Below are 19,819 nucleotides of genomic sequence, written 5' to 3' on the forward strand. Positions count from 1 at the left end.
CATCTGCGGCAGGTGTGTGCTTGATTTGTCCGTAGTATACCGGTTCCGGGGGTGCAAAAACAAGAGCATCTTTGCACAAAGATGGGACTGCTCTGCCTGCCTTGAGCGCACAAAACACACAACTGTCCTTGGACAAAGAACACTTTTTAAGACAAATGTAAAAATATGCTGGTTTTACCGCATGGCTCCTCACTTTTACTGCTTGCCTGTTTGTGCCGGGTATGGTATAATCGTGTTGAAATAAGACAAATGTAAAAGCAAAAAATCGGAGGTGAAACCGGTGTATGGACTTTCAGACAGACTGAAACCACTCTCTGCCGCCGAGGAGCAGGTGCTGCTGGCGGTCTGGGACTGCCCCGCCCCGGCCACCCGGCGGGACATCAGCGAAAAGCTGACCGCCACCGGCTGGGCTCCGGCCACGGTGCTCAACTTTTTGTACCGTCTGGAGGAAAAGGGCTGGGTCAAGGGCGGCAAGGCGGGGAGCCAGAACACCTATCTGCCCACGGTCACCCGCCGGGCCTATTGCGTTGCGGCCATGCGCCAGCGGATGGACACCCTGTTCGGCGGCAGCCTGCCCGAAGCGGTCCGCGCCCTTGCCAGCGAGAGCGGCGCTTCCCCAAGCCAGCTGGAACGGGCCATCCGGGTGCTGGAGGAGCAGCATCAAGAGGCAGAAGAATATGACCTGTACGATCCCTATGGGTAACGGAAAAACGAAAAAGCTCCCATCACGGGAGCTTTTTCGTTGCATTCGGTCGAGAGATGTGTTAAAATTAAATGCGAAAAGGTACTGCACATAACGGCAGGCGGTTAGCCCACACTTCCGGAAGGAGGTGAGAGCGATGCCTATTACTTTGACGTTCCATATTTTTGGACTGGTATTTACCATCAAGGTGAAAAGCGAAAACCGCCACCCTGCACGGTGACGGTTTTCTAACCAAAACTTAAACCACTAGGGCTAACCGCTTGTCGCAGTGCCTTTTCTATTTGTAGTATAGTGATTTTTTCTTGTTTTGTCAAGAGGCGGAAGGATATACGATGGAGTGCAGATTGAAAGCAAAAAAATGCGGCGGCTGTCCGATGCTGGGGCTGGATTATGCCGAGCAGCTCAAACAAAAAGAAGCCGCTGTCCGTAAGCTGGTGGGGAAATACGGCCCGGTGGCTCCCATCCGGGGCGCGGAAAACCCCTGCCATTACCGCAATAAGGTGATCTCTACCTTTGCAGCGGGCCCCGGCGGGAAACTGGTGTCCGGCATCTATGCGGCAGGCACGCATAAAGTGCTGCCTGTGGAAAGCTGCCTGCTGCAGGACGAAGTGCTGGACACCGTGATGCAGGCGGTGCGGGCGGCGGCCAGCACCTGCCGTTACCAGCCTTACAATGAGGACAAGGGCACCGGCCTGCTCCGCCACTGCCTGCTGCGGCGCGGCGTGGTGTCCGGGCAGGTGATGGTGGTATTGGTGACCGCCCAGCCGGTTCTGCCCGGGGCAAAAAACTTTGTCCGTGCTCTGCTGGCCGAAGCCGAAAAGCGCCATGTCCCCGTGACCACCGTGGTGCAGAACTACAACCCCCGCCGCACCAGCGTGGTGCTGGGCGAAGAGGAAAAGGTGCTCTACGGCAAGGGCTTCATTCTGGATACCCTCTGCGGCAAGACCTATGCCCTGAGCCCCCGGAGTTTCTACCAGATCAACCATGACCAGACCGAGGTGCTGTATGGTCTGGCTGTGGAAGCCGCCCGCCTGACCGGCAAAGAGGTGGTGCTGGATGCCTACTGCGGCATTGGCACCATCGGTCTGACCGCCAGCGGCAGGGCAAAGCAGGTGGTGGGCGTGGAGCTGAACCGGGACGCTGTCCGGGATGCCATCGGCAACGCAAGGCACAACGACGTGAAAAACGCCCGCTTCTTTGCCGCCGATGCCACCCAGTGGATCACAGAAGCGGCGGCCGCCGGGCAGAGAGCAGATGTCATTTTCATGGACCCGCCCCGCGAAGGCTCCACCCCCCAGTTCATCGAGAGCGTGGCCCGCATGGCCCCCAAACGGGTGGTCTATGTCAGCTGCAACCCCGAGACTATGGCCCGTGATCTTGCCCTCCTGACCGCCAAAGGCTACCGCGCCGAGGGCTTTACCCCTGTTGATCTCTTCCCCCAGACCGCCCATTGTGAGGTGGTCTGCGCGCTGACCAGATCACAGAAGTCCAAAGGGTGAAACAAGCCACGATGAATGGATATTTTTATGTATTAACGGCCATTGACCTTTTTGTGCTGAGCTTCATGTGCATCCTCACAAAGCTCAGCGAGTCCCTGAACAAAAAGCAGAAGCAGGGATTTTTCTTTGCCTTTGCGCTGATCGCGGTGATCTCGGTGCTGGAGGTGGTGACACTGGCGGTGGATGGCACCCCGGCGGGCTACCGCTGGCTGAACATCCTGTCCAACTATCTGGGGTTCGGCCTGTCCCCGGGAGTGTGTCTCTGCCTTGTGTATGTCATGGACCGGAAAAAGAGGATGAACCGCTGGTTCAGGGCGGCGGTGTGCTGCGAGGCGTGCTACCTGCTGTTCCTTGCTCTGTCCATCCCCGCCGGGCTGGTGTTCTCCGTCAGCGCCGACAACGTTTATTCCCGCGGGCAATACTTCTGTATTTATATCATCATGTACTTTGCGGCCATCGTGTATCTTTCGGTGTCCACCTTCGTCACGGCGCGGGAATTCCAGAACCGCAGCCGGGCGCTGATCTACCCTCTGATGTTCTTTCTGCTCATTGAGACCACCATTCAGGTGACACTGCCGGAGCTTCACGTTACATGGCTGTGCGTTACCCTGTTGTCGGTGCTGTACTTTATCTATTGCAGCGAGATGTGGAACCAATTGGATGCCCTTACCGGGCTGCTGAATCAGAACAGCTATCTGAACCGCACTGCTGAGATGCGCCGCCGCGGCGGGGTGCTGGTGGTGTTCGATGTGGACGACTTCAAGCAGATCAACGACCGCTACGGCCACCTGCAGGGAGATATCTGTCTGGCCGAGATCGGCCGCTGCATCAAAAAAGCCTATGCCCGCAGCGGCTACTGCTACCGTACCGGCGGCGACGAGTTTTGTGTGCTGATGGAAAACGCAGACCGGGAGGCCCAGTGCGCGCAGGAGTTTGTACGCCAGCTGGAACAGCGGCGAAAAGCCGTGGACTTTCTGCCCACGGTGTCCTTTGGTTCAGCTCCTTTTTTGGGGGAGGATGTGCTGGCTGTGAAGAATCGGGCCGACCGGGAGATGTACCGCTACAAAAAGGCCCGGAAGCCCGATGCCGCTCATTGTTCTCCGAATCATACCCTCCTATGAAAAGGGACTGCTGCACTGGGATCTCCCCCTGTGCGGCAGTCCCTTTCCTTGTTCTGGCAGGGCACGGTGCGCAATGGCGTGATTTGAACTGGCTTTTTTGCATTTCCTGTACTATAATAAAGAACTGTGAAGTTTACACCCGCTATCACTGGGAAAGGAGAATCACCCCTTGAATAAAATGCTTACCCACCTGAACGGCTACAAGCGCGAGGCTGTGCTTGCACCGCTGTTCAAGATGCTGGAAGCCACGTTCGACCTGTTTGTGCCGCTGGTCATGGCAGACATCGTCAACGTGGGCATTGCAGCACATGATTTCCACTATATCCTTGTGCGGTGCGGCATCCTGCTGCTGCTGGCCGTTGTGGGCCTTGCCTGCAGCCTGACGGCCCAGTATTTCTCGGCCAAGGCGGCGGTGGGCTATTCCACCTCCCTGCGCCATGCCCTGTTTGAGCACATCCAGAGGCTTGGCTTTACCGAGATGGATACCATGGGCACCAGCACCCTCATCACCCGCATGACCAGTGACATCAATCAGGTGCAGAGCGGTCTGAACCTCTTCCTGCGCCTGTTCCTGCGCAGCCCGTTCGTGGTGGTTGGTGCCATGGTCATGGCGTTCACCGTGAATGTGCGGGCCGCCTGGATCTTTGTGGTCGCCATCCCGCTGCTGAGCGTGGTGGTGTTCGGGGTCATGGTCATCACCAACCCGCTGTACAAAACGGCCCAGGCCCGGCTGGACCGTGTGCTGGGCCTGACCCGCGAGAACCTGACCGGTGTGCGCGTGGTCCGCGCCTTTGATAAGGAGCAGAGCGAGATCGACCGCTTTGAGTCGGCCAACGATCTGCTGACCCGGATGCAGCTCCATGTGGGCCACATCTCCTCCCTGATGAGCCCGCTGACCTACGTCATCATCAATCTGGCCATCGTGGCTCTGCTCTATGTGGGCAGCATCGAGATCAATGTGGGCGGCATGGCCTCCGGCGATGTGATCGCGCTGGTGAACTACATGAACCAGATCCTGGTGGAGCTGGTCAAACTGGCAAACCTCATCGTGCAGGTGAGCAAGGCGCTGGCCTGTGCCGGCCGTGTGCAGGCTGTGCTGGACACCGAGCCCGGCATGGAATTCCCCGCGGCCCTCAAGGGCGAGGCACCTGCAGACAAGGCCGGGGACGCTGTCCGGTTCGACCATGTCAGCCTGACCTACGCCGGTGCCGGTGCCCCCAGCCTGACCGATATCAGTTTTACCGCAAAGCGCGGCCAGACCATTGGTGTCATCGGCGGCACGGGCAGCGGCAAATCCAGCCTCATCAGCCTGATCCCCCGCTTCTATGATGCCACGGAGGGCACCGTGGAGATCCTGGGCCGTCCGGCGCAGGAGTACCCCCGCGCGGCTCTGCGCGGCAGTGTGGCGGTCGTGATGCAGAAAGCCCAGCTGTTTGGCGGCACCATCCGTTCCAACCTGCTGTGGGGCAACAAAAACGCGGCGGACGCTGACCTGTGGGCCGCACTGGAGACTGCGCAGGCTGCGGATTTTGTCAGGGCAAAGCCCCTTGGGCTGGACGAGCCTGTGGAGCAGGGCGGCCGGAACCTGTCCGGCGGCCAGAAGCAGCGCCTGACCATTGCCCGTGCGCTGGTGGGCAAGCCCGAGATCCTGATCCTGGACGACAGCGCCAGCGCGCTGGACTACGCCACCGATGCGGCCCTGCGCAAGGCGCTGGCCGCTCTGCCCGGTGACCTGACCGTGTTCATCGTGAGCCAGCGTGCCGCCAGTCTGCAGCACGCCGACCAGATCATCGTGCTGGATGACGGCAGGATGGTGGGTCTGGGCAGGCACGCCGATCTGCTGAAGAACTGCCCCGTTTACGAGGAGATCTACGCCAGCCAGTTCAAGAAAGGGGATGCGCAGAAATGAGTGCAAAAGCAAAGAGTAAGCTGACCCCGGAACAGCGCAACGCAACGCTTCGGCGTGTGCTGGAAAAGATCCGCCCTTACGGCTTTTTTGTGGTGTGCAGTCTGATCGTGGCCGCTGTGAGCGTGGCTGCCCAGCTGTATATCCCCATCCTCTGCGGCAGCGCCATTGATATGATGCTGGGCAAGGGGAATGTGGACTTCAACGGTGTTCTGCGCATCGTGGTGGAGATCGTGATCGTGGCCGTAGTGGCTGCATTTGCCCAGTGGCTGCTGAGTGTCTGCAACAACCGCATCACCTTCTCGGTCAGCCGGGACCTGCGCAACGCCGCGCTCCGTAAGATCCAGACCCTGCCGCTCTCTTATCTGGACAGTCATCCCTCCGGCGATATCGTCAGCCGCATGGTCGCCGATGTGGACACCTTTGCGGACGGCCTGCTCATGGGCTTTACCCAGCTGTTCAGCGGCGTGCTGACCATCCTTGGCACCCTGCTGTTCATGCTCGGCGAAAATGTGCCCATCACGCTGGTGGTGGTCTGCATCACCCCGCTGAGCCTGGTGGTGGCAAACTTCCTTGCCAAGCGCAGCTACAAGTATTTCCAGGGCCAGAGCACCGTGCGCGGCGAGCAGACCGCCCTGGTCAACGAGATGATCGAGGGCCAGAAGGTCGTGCAGGCCTTTGGCCATGAGGCCGAGAGCCTTGCCGCCTTTGACGAGGTGAATGGCCGCCTGCAGAGCGTGAGCCTGAAGGCCATCTTCTTCTCCAGCATGACCAACCCCGCCACCCGCTTTGTGAACAACATCGTTTATGCAGGTGTCGGTCTGGTGGGTGCCGTTTACGCTGTGGCGGGCGGCATCACCATCGGCCAGCTGAGCATCTTCCTGAACTATGCCAACCAGTACACCAAGCCCTTCAATGAGATCTCCGGCGTGGTCACCGAGCTGCAGAACGCACTGGCCTGCGCGGCCCGTGTGTTCGAGCTGCTGGATGCCGAGGACCAGGTGCCTGAGGCGGAGAACGCCAAGGTGCTGGAGACCGACGGCCATGTGGAGCTGAAGGACGTTTCCTTCCGCTACCTGCCGGACCGCCCCCTCATCGAGGGCCTGAATCTGGATGTGAAGCCCGGCCAGCGCATCGCCATCGTCGGCCCTACCGGCTGCGGCAAGACCACCCTCATCAACCTGCTCATGCGGTTCTACGATGTCAACGGCGGCTCCATTGAGGTGGCCGGGAATGATATCCGCAGCCTGACCCGCGCCTCCCTGCGCGGCAGCTACGGCATGGTGCTGCAGGAGACCTGGCTGCGTGCCGGTACCGTGCGGGAGAACATTGCCTACGGCAAGCCCGATGCCACTGAGGAAGAGATCGTTGCCGCCGCCAAAGCGGCCCACGCCGACAGCTTCATCCGCCGCCTGCCCAAGGGTTACGATACCGTCATTGCTGAGGACGGCGGCAACATCAGTCAGGGCCAGAAGCAGCTGCTCTGCATCGCCCGCGTGATGCTCTGCCTGCCCCCCATGCTGATTTTGGACGAGGCGACCTCCTCCATCGACACCCGCACCGAGGTGCGCATCCAGGCTGCCTTTGCCCGGATGATGCAGGGCCGCACCAGCTTTATCGTGGCCCACCGCCTGTCCACCATCCGTGAGGCCGATGTCATCCTTGTGATGAAGGATGGCCACATCGTGGAGCAGGGCGACCACGACACCCTGCTGGCGCAGGGCGGCTTCTATGCCAAGCTCTATAACAGCCAGTTCGAGGGCGTGGAGACCTGAAAAAACCAAAATGGGAGATGTCGGCAGCGGCATCTCCCATTTTTTATGCGATGGTTTCCAGCACCGGTTCCTCCGGCGGGGGAAGCAGAGTGGAGTGGGCTTCCACGAACTCTGCCGCCCGCTGGCTGGCGATGCCCTGCCGCACCTTGCGGAAATCGTTGGCAGGGAAGGTGCGCTCACCCTTCCAGTGTGCCAGTGCGGCCTCCACCTCGGCATCGGTGGGCCAGAGGTGTTCCCGCTCGGCCACCATCAGAAGGCCCAGACTGCCCCGCAGCTTCTGCTCTGCCTGTGCGTGGAGCTCAGTGCGGAACTGCTCCACGGTCTGGCCCCGCACCTTGAGGTACTGGTCAAAGTTGACGTTGTTGGCCTGCAGCCGCAGGTTGAAGTTCCGCTGTTCAGCAAAATAGTTGCCGGAGACCAGGTCCTTGGGCAGGGGGCCCTTGACACAGCCGCCCAGCTGGAAGATAAGCTCCCGGCGGGCCAGTGCCTTGGCCTGCGCACAGCGCTGGGCATAGAGCTCCCGTGCAACCTGCTGGCGCAGGGCCGCCTTGCCTGCGGCATCGGCGGCGCGGTCTTCATCGCCGTGCCGGGTGTTTACTTCCAACTCAATGCTCACCTGCCGGATGGGCCGGGGCTGGATGGGCTGGGTGAAGCCGGTGTAACGTTCCAGCTCCAGCGGCGGCAGGCAGTAGAACTCTGCCCCCGCCCGGAAGCCTTCGGCCCGGTTGACGGCCAGCAGCTCAAAATCTGGATCGGTCACGGGCACCAGATGCTCTTTTTCCACAAGCTCCTGATATAATGTGGAAAAACCGGTCAGGATAGCCCGGTTCACGGCGGCGGTCAGCAGATCCTCTTCCGTCTGCGGCGGGTTCTCTGCGGCCTGTTCGGCCTGAATGGCCGCTTCCAGCTCTTCGGCGCTGGCGGAGAATACCACCCGGCAGTCCCCGGGCTGGGGCATTCCGATATGTTCCAATACCATTGCGGTGACCTCCTCTCAGCGGCTAAAGCTGACCATCAGTGCCAGCAGCACAACGGCCAGACAGAAATAGAGGATCTCGGCCCCCAGAACGGAGCGGTCGCCCTCCACATACATCTTTTCGGGATCTTCGGGGTCATAGTACAGTGTGACCGTTTCTCCGCTGGCCAAGCCCTTGCCTTTGGCGGCTTTGGGGTAGTGCAGGCGGTGGCTGCCGCCCTCGGTCTCGAACTCAAGCAGATAAGCCGTGCCGTCCCGGCTCTGAACGGTGCCTGCCACCCGGGCCTCCACACGCTGGCCCTTCTGCTGTAAGCGGCGGCGCTGCAGCACACTGCGCAGGCCCATGTAGAACATGATGCCCGCGCCGATGATGAAGATCAGAACATTGAACATTCGGTTTCCCTCATTCCGTCATTACTCGCCCGGCGGCATACAGGCCGGACGGTCAGCTTTTATTGTACCATATTCCGGCCCAAATGCCCCTGTACGGAGTGCCCGAAATTTAGAGCATTTTTTTGTCGAACAATTTTGAAAATAGTGCTTGACTTTTCTTGTGGCTGTGGTATAATAACTAACGTTCCGAGCCGAACGGCCCACGAACAAAACAGAATATGCGGATATGGCGGAATTGGCAGACGCGTTAGATTCAGGTTCTAATCGGGGCAACTCGGTGGAGGTTCAAGTCCTCTTATCCGCACCAAACAATGAAAATCCGAACCTTTTCTCGAAAGAGAAGGGTTCGGGTTTTTTGTTTTCTCTGCGCTGGGATTTTCTGATTTACAAACCTGAAGTGCTGTATTATAATAAAGTAATCACACAACAGGAGGCTCCTCAGAATGTCCCATTTGATCGAAACGGTATACAACCTGCTCTGGGGTGATTTGTTCACCCTGCCGGTAGGCGGCATCGGCATTTCGCTGATGGCGGTGCTGCTGCTCACGGCGGGCGTGTTCTTCACCCTGCGCACCCGGCTGCTGCCCGTGCGGCTGTTCCGGGATATGATCGCCGCTGTCTGCGAAAAGAACCAGAGCATGGACAGCCTTTCCTCTTTTCAGACGCTCATCGTCTCCACGGCCACCCGGGTAGGCATGGGCAATCTGGTGGGCGTGGTGGCGGCGGTGTCTGCCGGTGGTGCCGGTGCGGTGTTCTGGATGTGGGTCACGGCCCTGTTGGGGGCCTCCACCTCCTTTGTGGAATCCACACTGGCCCAGAAGTACCGGCAGCCCGACCCGCTCTATGGCGGGCAGCGCGGCGGCCCGGCCTACTACATCCATGTGCTGGCCGAGCGCAAGCGGGGCAAAAAGCTGCGTCATTCCATCATCGCGGTGTTGTTTGCCATTTCGGGCCTCATCTGCTGGTGCGGCATCAGCCAGGTCATCAGCAACTCGGTCAGCTCTGCCTTTGCCAATGCGTTCTCCATCCCGCCCATTGTGACCACGGTGGTGCTGGTGGTACTCTCGGCGGTCATTGTCCTGCGCAAAGATGCCACCGTGAAAAGCCTGGATGTCATCGTGCCGATCATGGCGGTCTGCTATTTCGTGATGACGGTCATCATCATTGCGGTAAATTTCCGCCAGCTGCCCGCTGTGCTGGGCCGCATCTTCTCGGAAGCCTTCGGCCTGCGGCAGGTGGCCGCGGGCGGCTTTGGCGCGGTGCTGATGAACGGTGTCAAGCGCGGCCTGTTCTCCAATGAAGCAGGCAGCGGTTCGGCCCCCTGTGCGGCAGCGGCTGCCTCCTGCGATGATCCCGTGAAGATGGGTTTTGTGCAGGCACTGGGTGTCCTGATCGACACGGTGGTCATCTGCAGCTGCACTGCCTTTATGATGCTGCTGGCTCCCGCAAATGTCACCACTGGGCTGACCGGCATGGACCTGCTGCAGGCAGCGGCGCAGTACCATCTGGGCAGCTTTGGCGTGGTGTTCATTGCCGTCACGCTGGCGCTGTTCAGCTTCTCCACCTTCATCGGCATCCTGTTCTATGCCCGCTCCAATGTGGCGTACCTCTTTGGTGACCGCTGGGGCTGGCAGACGGCCTATAAAGTGCTGGCCCTTGTCATGCTGATGGTGGGCGGCCTGGAAGCCTATACCGTGGTGTGGGATCTGGGCGACGTGGGCATCGGCTTGATGACCATATTCAATCTCATTGCCCTCTACCCCATGTCCGGCGAAGCCATTGCCGCCTTGCGGGATTACGAGCGCCGGAAACATCTGACCAAAAACTGACCCTGCCGACAGCTTCCGCAGAAAAGCTGCAAAAATCCGAAAAAAGTAGTTGACAAATCGCCCGCAGTCTGATAAAATAAATAAGTCGTCCGGCAACGGACGTGAACAGAATTTGGGCGTGTTCCCGAGTGGCCAATGGGGACAGACTGTAAATCTGCTGCTTTTCAGCTTCGGTGGTTCGAATCCACCCGCGCCCACCAAACAAGAAAAATCCGAACCTGTTTCCGATTGGAGAAGGGTTCGGATTTTTCGTTTTCTTTGGGTACAGCAATGAAGGCTCCCGTGGACGGCGCAAAACTCCGATACCTTGTCATAGACCGTAAGCTGATAACAAGATTTGGAGGGTATGATTATGAAGTACGATGCAAGAGCCTGCCATTTCAACATGGACACCGGGTGCGTGGAGCTGCTGCTCCGGGATGGGAGAATGATCTATATTGACTGCACCGGGGTCGAGGATGCGCTGGATGTGACTATGGCGCAGAGGGCAGAGTTAGATTATCTCATCTACAATGACCCGCTGGGCTACGCCGATTTGATTCTGAACGGTGACCCAGAGGAATATTTGAAAAATGCAGCCGGGAGCCATGGGTTAGAAGATTAAGGACAAAAAAATAAGAGGTGTGCCCAACTGGACACACCTCGGTGAGATACATCTATGTAAGGCAGGGCGTTCCTTTCATCGGGAGCGTCCTGCTGTTTTTATGCTGCAACAGGCAAGGCTTGTAGTGCTTTCTGCTCTTTCAGCCATTCCTCATATTCACGCTGGCCTTCCTCACTGTTGAAAAACTCAACCATGGAGGGATAAAAGCAACGCGCAAGGGTCTTGATCGCTTCATCCGGGTAGCCGGATTTGTTCGACTTCTTCTTTTTGTTCAAATGGTATCCTCCGAAAATCAAAGTTCCATATTCTGTCCACGCTTGTGGTTTCGCTGCGGCACATTCATGGTGCGCTCCTGCTTGGGGGCAAGAATCTTTTCCAGAAAGCCACGCACCAGTTCGGGCGCACGGTGGAGAGCATCCAGATAGGGTTTCACGTCGTACCACAGGTCGTGGTACTTGTTGCTCCAACGAACGGCCTCTTTCTTGGCGGTGGAAAGTTCTTCTTTCAGGCGGCGGTTCTCCACATCCATCATATAGCCGTGGTCGGCTTGCTTTTTCAGCTTGGAAAACTCTTCTTCGGTCAGCGAATAGTTGCCGAGAAAGGTGCGCTTACCAATATAATCCAGATCGCGCGCATGAATGAGGGCTTCTTTTGTGAGCGTGACCTTTTTCTGCACAGCGGCAAGTTCCTTTTCGGTCTTGGAGAGGGTTTTGTTGGTTTGGGTGAGGTGCTGCTCTTTCTGGTCAATCTGGGCGGTCAGAGTGTCCAGTCGCTCCTGCTCCCGCTGGACTTTGAACTGGGTGACGGTCAGGTGTTCTTCAGTGCTGCCACGCTCACCGCGCTCTACATCCGTATACCCGGCGTTGCGCATATAGTGGAAGAAATCGTCTTGCAGGACACTGTACGACTTCTTCAGGACTGGTTTGCCGTTCTTTTGCAGGACGGGCTCTCCAGCATCGTCCAGCAGGGGCTTGGATGCCCACTTCTTGCTCCGGCTGACCTGCATGACGGTCTCCTTGACTGTGCCGACCAGTGCCTTGTCCTTGCAGCGTTTCGACCACAGGATCTGCTTTTCCACCACAGGTACATAGACCACATGGAGGTGGTAGTGGTAAACTTCGCGGCCTAGTGCTTCGGTCATGGCACGGTTGATCTCATCGGCGTGCATGACTGCCGAGAGGATATACTGCTCACCACCCACGATTTGAACGGCTGCTTTGTAGGCATCCTCATAGAACTGCTTGGCGAACTCGTAGCCACCGTGATTGTCAAAATAGGCTGAGTTGACATCAAAGACAAGTTCACAGTAATGGGTGGCATCCGGCTTCAGGCCGCGCGTGGAAATGGTTCCAGCGGCTTCCAGTTGGGCAAATAGGTCAGTGTAGCTGGCAGTAGGCTTTTTGAAGTGGACGTTCCATGCAGTGCGCTGGGGGATGATGTCGGGGTTCCGATAGCTATCCTTTTCGCGCTCGTTGTGCTGCTGGGTGTTGCCAACAGACTTGTCCGAAACGGCGAGATTTCGGACACTGGTGCGGTCAATACCATCATTTCTTGCCAAAGGGCATCCCTCCTTTCGGGGTTCATCGGGAGGTGACGGGGAACGGAGATGCACTTCTGCGGAAGTGTAATAACCCACTATGACACTTTCATCCCTATGGGCTGCAAAGTGTAGTGGGCTCTTCGAGGACTCTCCGAGGGGGAACGTCTCCTGCGGGAGAGCTACGATCAAATTCGCACAATGCGAACTTGATTGCTCCGTACGCATCTGAAAAAATTGCGTACGGACTTCAAATAACCCGTACGGTCTGTACGGCGTACGGAAATCCGAAATATAAACGATAGCACGTTTTAATTTGCTTCGATTTTCCGTACAGGTGCGTACAAGTACAGACCGTACAGGTTGTACGAACTTCTTCCGTGAAAAAAATGCACTTTTTACGGACAGGGGTGGACAAGCGGTTCGATGCCTACAAAACCCCGCACCCTGCGACCACCGGGCAGGGCGGTGTTATGTGTTGCACCAGAGTACCCAGCGTGGGAACTCTGGTGTTTTTTGCTTCCTGCCTGAATATACGGAAAATTTTGCAGGAAAGGTGAAAAAGCGGCAGAACTGCAACGGAAAAAGAAAAAAGCCCTTACTGGTTGCAGATTTGCAACAGCAAGGGCGGAGAGGTAACCGTATATTGAACAAAACGGCAGAGCGTATTATAATGAGGAAAAAGCTCAAAAAGGAGGGCCGACCACATGGCACAGGAATATCTGCCCGCACCGTCCAACGTCCGTCTTGCGGACTTGATGAAAGAACACAATATCAGCCAACCGGAGCTTGCCAAGGAAATCGGCTGCTCCAAAAGCACCATCAACCGCTTTATCAGTGGTGCGAAAGGAACCCTGACCCATGAGCAGGTGCTGAAGATCGCAAGGCTGTTCAACGTATCTACGGATTTCCTGCTGGGAGAAACCAACATCCCCGACCGCAAAAATTACGACATTGCCGAACTGGGCTTGTCCGTAGAAGCTGCAAAGAACCTCTACACAGGGCGTGTCAATACAGAGGTGGTCAATCTGCTGCTGGAAAATACCCGTTTCGCAGAGCTTACTTACCGCATAGCGCAGTATTTTGATGATACCTTTGCATCCGGTATCGCGGCACAGAACGCCATGCTCACGACATTGAGCACCCTGCTGCGCACAAGGGTCAAGACCCCGGAGGCAGCCAAAGCCGCAAAGGACATCAGCCTTCGGAGAAAGCCGGTGTATCAAGGTGATCTTGATGATATCGAGATGTACTTCATGGCGGCGGTCAAGGAAATCAAAAAGGGCATCGGGAGCCATTACGCCGAACAGGAAGCCATGAGCAAGAAAGTGGCCGAGAAGATGTTCACCGAATTGACCAAAGGGCAGGATGTGCAGCACCCAACGATCACGGCAGAGCAGTTGACGGATGCAATGTTGGACAGCGTTTCGGGCATGGAAGGAGCTACGCCGGAAGCACTGGAACAGCTGCGAAGCGGTCTGCTGGGAATCTTGCAGTCTGCCGCAGAGCAGGAAAACGCCCATGAAGCAGACGAATGAACGGCTTTGTGCGCTGGCACAGAAAGGCGATGCTGCCGCGCTGGACAGCCTGATCGACAACAACAAGTCCTTTATCGGCAAGGTGGCGAATGACCTTTTTCGCAGCATGAATCTGGCACAGGCTGGCCTGAACCTTGACACGGACGATTTGAAACAGGCAGGGAATATGGGCTTGTGGAAAGCCGTGCCGAAGTTCGATGCGGCGCGCGGCATGAAGTTCCTGACCTATGCGGCTCCTGCTATCCGTAACGCCATGATGGATATGGTTCGGGATGCCTTTACTGCTTTTGAGCAGCGGATGGTGACGGAGGATAAGGACGGTATCTGCTGCCAGCGCGTTTCGCTGGACGATGTTCTGCCGGGAGAGGAACAACTGCGGCGCATCGAAGCCATAGCCGACCCCTACGCCATGCAGCCGCAGACCATTATGGAGGAACAGGAATTGCGCCGGGAACTGTACGATGGTCTGAAACGGCTGACCCAACGGGAGCAGACCTATCTGCTGTACCGCTATGGCTTCACCGATGGCGAGGAACATCCGCTGATCGGCACGGCGATATATTTCCACCTGACAAAAGGCCGCGCCCAAAAGACCGAGGAACAGGCTATGGATAACCTGTGGCTGGAATTGCCGTGGTGGTTTATCTGAGTGAAAAGAAAAATCGTGATTGTGCTACAAGTTTTCTGGAAATTTATGTGCAGCTATACGATTTTGAGGAATTTTGTAGACGGATGAAACAAAATAGGATTAAATCTAAGTATCTAAGGAACGTTGATTTCACGAAGCTGCTGATTACCGACTGTAGGATTTGAGGAGGATGCCGTTTTATGAAAATTACACGAGATAAAATGTTTTTTTCAAAAGATCTTATTCATACACTGGCATATGTCGGAATGTTCGTGGCGGCAATTATATCGGTTGGAGCGTGTAAGTCTGGTATTTGGGTGGCTGCGATATTAGCATGGATTGTAGCAGGTATAATTATCGGATTGGCGATTATTTCCGACTATAAAAAGGCAGAACTTTTGAAAAATGGAACAAGAATCATCGGAAAGGTTACAGCAACAAAACGAGTACATATAAAATTTCATATGAGTACCTACCACCTTGCCGATGAAGATGTAATCTATCCATATGTGGTACATTATCAGTATAAAGTTAAAGGTGAAACCTATAATGGAAAGTCGCAGTGGTTTTGGTTCAATCCATGTATTCCGAAAGGGGCACCAATAAAAATTCTAGTAGACCCAAAGAATCCGGCCCGAAGTACAGTTCTCAAACCAGAAAGCTAAAGATGGCTTTCAATCGAGGTAAAACAAAAAGTTTATCCTTATAGCGTGTTTATTTAAAAGAAGATTGCGATTGTGCTACAAATTTTCAGGAAGTTTATGTGCATCTATACGATTTTGAAAAATTTTGTGGACAAACGAAATAAATCAGGCTTAAATTTCGTTATCTAAACAAAAAAGCAAGGCGGGAAGGTTTGATGATTTGTAAAAAATGAGGGCATAAAAATAAAGTAGGCGTTTGATATTTCCAGCAATGTGGGCAGTAGTGAAAGAAGGTATAGAAAATGAAGAAAACTTTATATACATTTTTGGTTTGGAATTTTCTGTTGTTTGTAGCTGGTTTAAGTGATATTGTTTTTTATAGAAATCTTACATCGGTAGAAGGTATGACAATAAGCTGGACCCAGCCAGCGCTTGTAAGTATTACTTCATTTTTAATATTGCTTTCAATATATTATGGGATGCACCAGCTCCTTTTCGGGAAAAATTTTTATTTGAAACTGGAAATCAAGCAGGAAGACATAGATAAATTGCGAAATTCAATTTATGATTTTCTGAAAAAAGGCGAAATTGACCCCGAAAAATTGCAGCAACACTTGAAGTGTTTGATAATTGCTGAAGTTGTTTTGTGGGGTGGATTCATCGTTTACTTATTTATATCAAAGGGCTACTAATTTTCAATTCTAATAATGGGGTAAAGTGGTACGAATGAAAAAGATACAGAACTTTTTCTCGACGATTTTGCAAAAGCTGTGGAAAAGTTCGATAACTATCGTTTAGCATTAAAAACTACGGAAGCTTTACGCTGAAAGCTGTAACTTTAAGCAGACCGGAAAGCTTATAATGAGGGTAGAACAGAAATATGACCAACGAAGATACCACTGATTTTGACGAGCACTTCGCTAAAATTTCGTCCTATATTGTGGACACATTGCACGGCGTTCCACTTGAGATGACCGAGGATGAAAAAGAACAATTTCGCATACAGGTTATTTCAAATCAGTATGCAGAACGGTTGCTAAGTGAAGCCGAAAAGACAGAAACGTATAGAGGTTTATCAAAAATTGATATTCTCCATACAGTTTCTATCCCTCAACTGGCTAGAACAATCCCACTTAAAGGTTTGAATCTCAGTTTAGGTCAGTTTACAAGGAACTACACGCAGACCGTGAAACGGGCTGCTGACAACAAACGGCGCTATGCTCCCGGCTGGGTGCATAGCACCTGTTTGTTGCGGGGGTTTCCAAAGGGGGCAGCGCCCCATTTGGCACACGACTTTGCGGAGCAAAGTGTAGTGTGTTATACGCTCTGTCGGCGTTGCCCTGAAAATACCGTTGCCGCCGGGGAGGGCAAGGGCATTTGACGCGGCAGGAAAGCAGGGCTTTGTTTGGGGCTGGTAAGCCGGAAACAAAGGGCTGATTTCAGCAGCAGACAGGGCGTATTATGAAAGCCCCCGTCCCTCGTCCTCCGCCCCCGGCCTATGGGACAAAAAGTCCCAAAGCTCTGGACACCGTGACCAGATGTGTGGCCACACTCCGGGAAAAGTAGCAGGACGGCAGGAAACCGTCAAGGCTGAAATGAATGGGCTGACGCCCGGCCTTGACCGTTCCCCGCCGCCCCGCTGGATGGGTGGACAAGGTGGCCAATCCCTAAAAGTGTTTGGCCGCACTCGTTCATTTTGGGGCCTTTCTTCTCCCAAAATTGAAATGGGCGGGAAAGCCCTAAAATGGCTTTCCCGCCTTGATTACCCATTAGCAAAGACGGGCGAGACTGTCAACGGCGGCGCTGAAAGCGCCGTTCATCTTGACCGTTGACTGGCTCGCCTGGCTTTGCTACTGCCCGTAAGAGATGGAAAAACAAGATGGAAAACAAGGTTAAAAATGGTTGACAAGTCTATCGGATGTGTGTTATACTGTGCGACAGTTTGAGATTGGAAGGAGGCTTACGTGTGTTAATTTGTGTACGCTAATAAGCAATAAAAAGTAGAAGTACCTTTCCACATGATGGTGGGCTTTTTTTGCGTGCGTATGCAAAGGAACACGTAGGTTTGACACGAGCAGTCTTTGAACTGTATCGTGGTGTTTTTTCGTGCTTTGTTGTTATGCAGGCGTCTGCCCTCTCTGTGGGACAACGCCTGCTTTTTATTGCAGAAACAAAGGAACAATGCAATAAAAAAGGAGGTTCGCATTATGACCCAAAACAACAATTCATGGAGAAAAACTTATTTTACACTTCTTGCCGGACAAGCAATATCCTTTATTAGCAGCGGTATTTTGCAAATGGCCATTATCTTTTATTTGGTTGCGAAAACTAATTCTGCAATCATATTGACGGCGGCAACACTGATTGGATTTTTGCCGCAAGCCTGTTTAGGCCCGTTTGCAGGTGCTTTTGTTGACCGGCACAGCCGTAAAAGCGTAATGATTGGTGCGGATTTGATAATTGCCGCCGCTGGCGGTATTCTGGCGCTGGTGGCGTTTTACATGGAATTGCCCGTATGGTCTATTATGGTTGTCCTGTTAATCCGAAGTGCGGGAACTGCTTTTCATTCTCCAGCATTCAGCGCAGCAACACCTATGATTGTGCCAAAAGAGGAACTTACAAAATGCGCTGGTTACACGCAGACCATGCAAGCAGTAAGTGCGATTATCAGTCCAGCTGCCGCAGCGTTTTTATATGCTGTTTGGCCTCTTAATGCAATTATATTGTTAGATATTGTGGGTGCAATCCTTGCCTGTGTGACTGTTGCGATTTCGTCCATACCAACGCCTGAACTATGTCCAGAAACGAAAAGACAACAGTTTTTACAGGATATGAAAGAGGGGTATGTGGTATTAAAGCAAAACAGGGGCCTCTTTGCTCTGCTCTGGATTGGTGTAATTTATATGTTCTTTTATATGCCAATCAGTACGCTTTTTCCTCTCATCTGTATGTCATACTTCAAAGGAACACCGGCCCATGCCTCTGCCGCTGAAATTGCTTTTGCGGTTGGTATGCTGCTTGGCGGAGTCATTCTGAGCATTTGGGGCGGTTTTAAGAAACGGCGGTACACCATCGGTCTTTCCGTTCTCCTGATGGGCGTTAGCAATATGCTCTCCGGGCTTTTGCCGCCAGACGCATTTCTTGTCTTTGTTGTGTGCTGTACTGTTATGGGAATTTCCGCTCCATTTTACGGTGTGCAAAATGCGATTTTTCAAGAAACGGTCAAACCAGAATATCTGGGGAGAGTTTTTTCTCTACTGACAAGCGCCGCTTCCCTCGCCATGCCGTTTGGCCTTGTCATTTCCGGGCCTCTGGCGGAGCGGCTGGGAGTTGAGAAATGGTTTGTCATTTGCGGAATTGGCATTATCATCGTTGCGCTTGCCGTATTTTTACTACCCGGTTTGAGAGAGATTGACAATACGCAATAATCAACTGCACCTTTTTCTATTACTAAACAAAATGCCTGGATGGTGGTTCTGAAAAACCAGAACCGCCGTTCAGGCATTTTTTATCTTCGTCCTCTCTGCGGTTTTGGATTCTTCAGCAAGTCGGATTTTTCCGCAATCTTTTTCAGCCACTTCCGTTCTTCTACTGACAGCTTCCTAAAATTCAGCTTGAGCCGTTTGCAGATAAACGCCAAGTACGCTTGTTCCGTGTCGCTGTCCTGGCTGACGATTTCACCAGCAGTTTCCAGCATTTCTTTTAGCGGGTTATCCTCTGGGACGCTGAAAAAATCGTCCTTGTGTGTTTCCCGCAGAGCAAGGGCAATCCCGTTTATGTCCCGTTGTATCACATAGCGGCAAAACTCGTCCTCATCAATATGGGCGGTGATAAGCTGTCTTAACTGCGTATCACTCATGCCAGGATTATGCTTTTTTATAACAGTTGCGCTCATCGTGTCCACTATGGCGTTTGCACCCTGCGCCTGTTTCAGTGCCGTTCCGTTCACATAGATTTCAAGGTCAGCCATCAGCCGGGGGAAATCCGGGTGCGCCGCCAGCTCACACAGCAGGGTATTGTCTATCCTCCCGCTTTTCAGCAGGTCAATCATTTCATCACTCAAACGCAGGTCTGCAAGATCGGCGTTTGGGTGATTTTTCATTTCAGACAGCCCCAGCAGATAATCAGCGGTCACACCGTAAAACTTCGCCAGCCGGATAAGGGCATAGTGGCTGATGTCCTTGAAGTCTTCCGTTTCGTAACTGCCCAGCGCAGACTTGGAAAGCCCGGTCTGCTCCGCAAGCTGCCCCAGCGTCAAGCCACGCTCCACACGTAGGTCTTTTAATCGCTCTTGTATGGATAAAGACATATTCACCCTCCTTGCTAGCTCAACGAAAGAGAAGCCGTTATGCTATGTACTATGCTCATAGCATAACGGCATAGGCATTTACAGTTTTATTTTACCATTTGCTACATCTTCACGAAATTTATCAACAAGCTTCGCTGTCAGCTTGGATTTACCGTAGTGTTCAAGTACAAAAGTACGATAACTTTTTCCATCTACAAGCACATCACTTTTTCTGGTCAACAACCAATTTCCGTTACCTCCTCCCTGTTCTCTAATATTCCAGTCTTTCCCATATCTTTTATAGATTTCATCTTTTTTACCTTGAACAGACATTGATTCGCTTGGAATATAAACAATTTGCATAATAGCTCCTCCTTT

General features: G+C 53.9%; 20 protein-coding genes and 2 tRNA genes. 16 read left to right on the forward strand and 6 right to left on the reverse strand.

Features of this window, described 5'->3' with window-relative positions:
• Positions 1–280: 280 nt before the first annotated feature.
• The 5 genes from GXM22_RS02425 to GXM22_RS02445 all read left to right on the forward strand — a co-directional run bounded on the left by GXM22_RS02425 (position 281) and on the right by GXM22_RS02445 (position 7,004).
• On the forward strand, positions 281–703 hold the full coding sequence (locus GXM22_RS02425) for a BlaI/MecI/CopY family transcriptional regulator (RefSeq protein WP_035393325.1): 423 nt from the start codon (positions 281–283) through the stop codon (positions 701–703).
• Positions 704–1,035: 332 nt separating this feature from the next.
• Positions 1,036–2,202: a 23S rRNA (uracil(1939)-C(5))-methyltransferase RlmD gene (gene rlmD / locus GXM22_RS02430; RefSeq protein WP_035393323.1), complete on the forward strand. Its 1,167-nt coding sequence runs from the start codon at positions 1,036–1,038 to the stop codon at positions 2,200–2,202.
• A gap of 11 nt (positions 2,203–2,213) precedes the next feature.
• Positions 2,214–3,323 carry a GGDEF domain-containing protein gene (locus GXM22_RS02435; protein ID WP_035393321.1) on the forward strand — a complete coding sequence of 370 codons (1,110 nt, stop codon included), beginning with the start codon at positions 2,214–2,216 and terminating at the stop codon, positions 3,321–3,323.
• A 169-nt stretch (positions 3,324–3,492) separates the two neighbouring features.
• Positions 3,493–5,232 carry an ABC transporter ATP-binding protein gene (locus GXM22_RS02440; protein WP_166444377.1) on the forward strand — a complete coding sequence of 580 codons (1,740 nt, stop codon included), beginning with the start codon at positions 3,493–3,495 and terminating at the stop codon, positions 5,230–5,232.
• Positions 5,229–7,004, forward strand: coding sequence for an ABC transporter ATP-binding protein (locus GXM22_RS02445; RefSeq protein WP_005929450.1), 1,776 nt, complete (start codon positions 5,229–5,231; stop codon positions 7,002–7,004). Before GXM22_RS02440 ends, GXM22_RS02445 begins: the two co-directional genes overlap by 4 nt.
• Before the next feature lie 43 nt (positions 7,005–7,047).
• Here GXM22_RS02445 and GXM22_RS02450 read toward each other — a convergent pair whose 3' ends face one another.
• Both GXM22_RS02450 and GXM22_RS02455 read right to left on the reverse strand, forming a co-directional pair.
• Complete coding sequence (locus GXM22_RS02450) at positions 7,048–7,983, reverse strand: SurA N-terminal domain-containing protein (protein WP_005929448.1); 936 nt, start codon at positions 7,981–7,983, stop codon at positions 7,048–7,050.
• Positions 7,984–7,998: 15 nt separating this feature from the next.
• On the reverse strand, positions 7,999–8,373 hold the full coding sequence (locus GXM22_RS02455; RefSeq protein WP_005929445.1) for a DUF3592 domain-containing protein: 375 nt from the start codon (positions 8,371–8,373) through the stop codon (positions 7,999–8,001).
• A gap of 220 nt (positions 8,374–8,593) precedes the next feature.
• Here GXM22_RS02455 and GXM22_RS02460 point away from each other — a divergent pair.
• The 4 genes from GXM22_RS02460 (at position 8,594) to GXM22_RS02475 (ending at position 10,806) form a co-directional block, all read left to right on the forward strand.
• A tRNA-Leu gene (locus GXM22_RS02460) sits at positions 8,594–8,680 on the forward strand.
• A 136-nt stretch (positions 8,681–8,816) separates the two neighbouring features.
• Positions 8,817–10,202 carry an alanine/glycine:cation symporter family protein gene (locus GXM22_RS02465; RefSeq protein ID WP_005929442.1) on the forward strand — a complete coding sequence of 462 codons (1,386 nt, stop codon included), beginning with the start codon at positions 8,817–8,819 and terminating at the stop codon, positions 10,200–10,202.
• A 114-nt stretch (positions 10,203–10,316) separates the two neighbouring features.
• A tRNA-Tyr gene (locus GXM22_RS02470) sits at positions 10,317–10,402 on the forward strand.
• Positions 10,403–10,554: 152 nt separating this feature from the next.
• Positions 10,555–10,806 carry a DUF6061 family protein gene (locus tag GXM22_RS02475; RefSeq protein ID WP_035393319.1) on the forward strand — a complete coding sequence of 84 codons (252 nt, stop codon included), beginning with the start codon at positions 10,555–10,557 and terminating at the stop codon, positions 10,804–10,806.
• A gap of 98 nt (positions 10,807–10,904) precedes the next feature.
• On the opposite strand, the gene GXM22_RS02480 is transcribed toward GXM22_RS02475, so the two are convergent.
• On the reverse strand, positions 10,905–11,081 hold the full coding sequence (locus GXM22_RS02480; RefSeq protein WP_227611579.1) for a hypothetical protein: 177 nt from the start codon (positions 11,079–11,081) through the stop codon (positions 10,905–10,907).
• Positions 11,082–11,098: 17 nt separating this feature from the next.
• Positions 11,099–12,364: a plasmid recombination protein gene (locus tag GXM22_RS02485; RefSeq protein ID WP_005929433.1), complete on the reverse strand. Its 1,266-nt coding sequence runs from the start codon at positions 12,362–12,364 to the stop codon at positions 11,099–11,101.
• 686 nt (positions 12,365–13,050) lie between these two features.
• On the opposite strand from GXM22_RS02485, the gene GXM22_RS02490 reads away from it, so the two are divergent.
• The 7 genes from GXM22_RS02490 (at position 13,051) to GXM22_RS02520 (ending at position 18,581) form a co-directional block, all read left to right on the forward strand.
• Positions 13,051–13,881, forward strand: a complete 831-nt coding sequence (locus GXM22_RS02490; protein ID WP_005929427.1) for a helix-turn-helix transcriptional regulator — start codon at positions 13,051–13,053, stop codon at positions 13,879–13,881.
• On the forward strand, positions 13,865–14,530 hold the full coding sequence (locus tag GXM22_RS02495) for a sigma-70 family RNA polymerase sigma factor (RefSeq protein WP_005929425.1): 666 nt from the start codon (positions 13,865–13,867) through the stop codon (positions 14,528–14,530). The genes GXM22_RS02490 and GXM22_RS02495 overlap by 17 nt, the downstream gene beginning before the upstream one ends.
• Positions 14,531–14,709: 179 nt before the next feature.
• Positions 14,710–15,174 carry a DUF3592 domain-containing protein gene (locus GXM22_RS02500; RefSeq protein ID WP_005929423.1) on the forward strand — a complete coding sequence of 155 codons (465 nt, stop codon included), beginning with the start codon at positions 14,710–14,712 and terminating at the stop codon, positions 15,172–15,174.
• A gap of 281 nt (positions 15,175–15,455) precedes the next feature.
• The gene (locus tag GXM22_RS02505) at positions 15,456–15,845 is read left to right on the forward strand and encodes a hypothetical protein (RefSeq protein WP_005923150.1); all 390 of its coding nucleotides are present in this window, start codon (positions 15,456–15,458) and stop codon (positions 15,843–15,845) included.
• A 188-nt stretch (positions 15,846–16,033) separates the two neighbouring features.
• On the forward strand, positions 16,034–16,534 hold the full coding sequence (locus GXM22_RS15180; RefSeq protein ID WP_005929418.1) for a hypothetical protein: 501 nt from the start codon (positions 16,034–16,036) through the stop codon (positions 16,532–16,534).
• 214 nt (positions 16,535–16,748) lie between these two features.
• Positions 16,749–16,985 carry a hypothetical protein gene (locus GXM22_RS02515; RefSeq protein WP_014080336.1) on the forward strand — a complete coding sequence of 79 codons (237 nt, stop codon included), beginning with the start codon at positions 16,749–16,751 and terminating at the stop codon, positions 16,983–16,985.
• 375 nt (positions 16,986–17,360) lie between these two features.
• Positions 17,361–18,581 (forward strand): MFS transporter, encoded by a 1,221-nt coding sequence (locus tag GXM22_RS02520; protein ID WP_002584949.1) that lies wholly within the window; start codon positions 17,361–17,363, stop codon positions 18,579–18,581.
• 80 nt (positions 18,582–18,661) lie between these two features.
• Here GXM22_RS02520 and GXM22_RS02525 read toward each other — a convergent pair whose 3' ends face one another.
• Together GXM22_RS02525 and GXM22_RS02530 are read right to left on the reverse strand one after the other, a co-directional pair.
• Entirely contained in the window at positions 18,662–19,462 is an 801-nt protein-coding gene (locus GXM22_RS02525) for a helix-turn-helix domain-containing protein (RefSeq protein WP_002575858.1), read from the reverse strand.
• A 78-nt stretch (positions 19,463–19,540) separates the two neighbouring features.
• Entirely contained in the window at positions 19,541–19,804 is a 264-nt protein-coding gene (locus GXM22_RS02530) for a hypothetical protein (RefSeq protein ID WP_002575859.1), read from the reverse strand.
• Positions 19,805–19,819 lie beyond the last annotated feature (15 nt).

Source organism: Faecalibacterium duncaniae (assembly GCF_010509575.1).
Lineage (GTDB): Bacteria > Bacillota > Clostridia > Oscillospirales > Ruminococcaceae > Faecalibacterium > Faecalibacterium duncaniae.

What these genes read in the sequence shown, in the direction of transcription:
- GXM22_RS02495 (WP_005929425.1), top strand. Translation starts at nt 13,865, where the DNA reads ATGAAGCAGACGAATGAACGGCTTTGTGCGCTGGCACAGAAAGGCGAT.
- GXM22_RS15180 (WP_005929418.1), top strand. Translation starts at nt 16,034, where the DNA reads ATGACCAACGAAGATACCACTGATTTTGACGAGCACTTCGCTAAAATT.
- GXM22_RS02520 (WP_002584949.1), top strand. Translation starts at nt 17,361, where the DNA reads ATGACCCAAAACAACAATTCATGGAGAAAAACTTATTTTACACTTCTT.
- GXM22_RS02515 (WP_014080336.1), top strand. Translation starts at nt 16,749, where the DNA reads ATGAATGGGCTGACGCCCGGCCTTGACCGTTCCCCGCCGCCCCGCTGG.
- GXM22_RS02475 (WP_035393319.1), top strand. Translation starts at nt 10,555, where the DNA reads ATGAAGTACGATGCAAGAGCCTGCCATTTCAACATGGACACCGGGTGC.
- GXM22_RS02500 (WP_005929423.1), top strand. Translation starts at nt 14,710, where the DNA reads ATGAAAATTACACGAGATAAAATGTTTTTTTCAAAAGATCTTATTCAT.
- GXM22_RS02465 (WP_005929442.1), top strand. Translation starts at nt 8,817, where the DNA reads ATGTCCCATTTGATCGAAACGGTATACAACCTGCTCTGGGGTGATTTG.
- GXM22_RS02450 (WP_005929448.1), bottom strand. Translation starts at nt 7,983, where the DNA reads ATGGTATTGGAACATATCGGAATGCCCCAGCCCGGGGACTGCCGGGTG.
- GXM22_RS02505 (WP_005923150.1), top strand. Translation starts at nt 15,456, where the DNA reads ATGAAGAAAACTTTATATACATTTTTGGTTTGGAATTTTCTGTTGTTT.
- GXM22_RS02455 (WP_005929445.1), bottom strand. Translation starts at nt 8,373, where the DNA reads ATGTTCAATGTTCTGATCTTCATCATCGGCGCGGGCATCATGTTCTAC.
- GXM22_RS02530 (WP_002575859.1), bottom strand. Translation starts at nt 19,804, where the DNA reads ATGCAAATTGTTTATATTCCAAGCGAATCAATGTCTGTTCAAGGTAAA.
- GXM22_RS02525 (WP_002575858.1), bottom strand. Translation starts at nt 19,462, where the DNA reads ATGTCTTTATCCATACAAGAGCGATTAAAAGACCTACGTGTGGAGCGT.
- rlmD (WP_035393323.1), top strand. Translation starts at nt 1,036, where the DNA reads ATGGAGTGCAGATTGAAAGCAAAAAAATGCGGCGGCTGTCCGATGCTG.
- GXM22_RS02445 (WP_005929450.1), top strand. Translation starts at nt 5,229, where the DNA reads ATGAGTGCAAAAGCAAAGAGTAAGCTGACCCCGGAACAGCGCAACGCA.
- GXM22_RS02490 (WP_005929427.1), top strand. Translation starts at nt 13,051, where the DNA reads ATGGCACAGGAATATCTGCCCGCACCGTCCAACGTCCGTCTTGCGGAC.
- GXM22_RS02435 (WP_035393321.1), top strand. Translation starts at nt 2,214, where the DNA reads ATGAATGGATATTTTTATGTATTAACGGCCATTGACCTTTTTGTGCTG.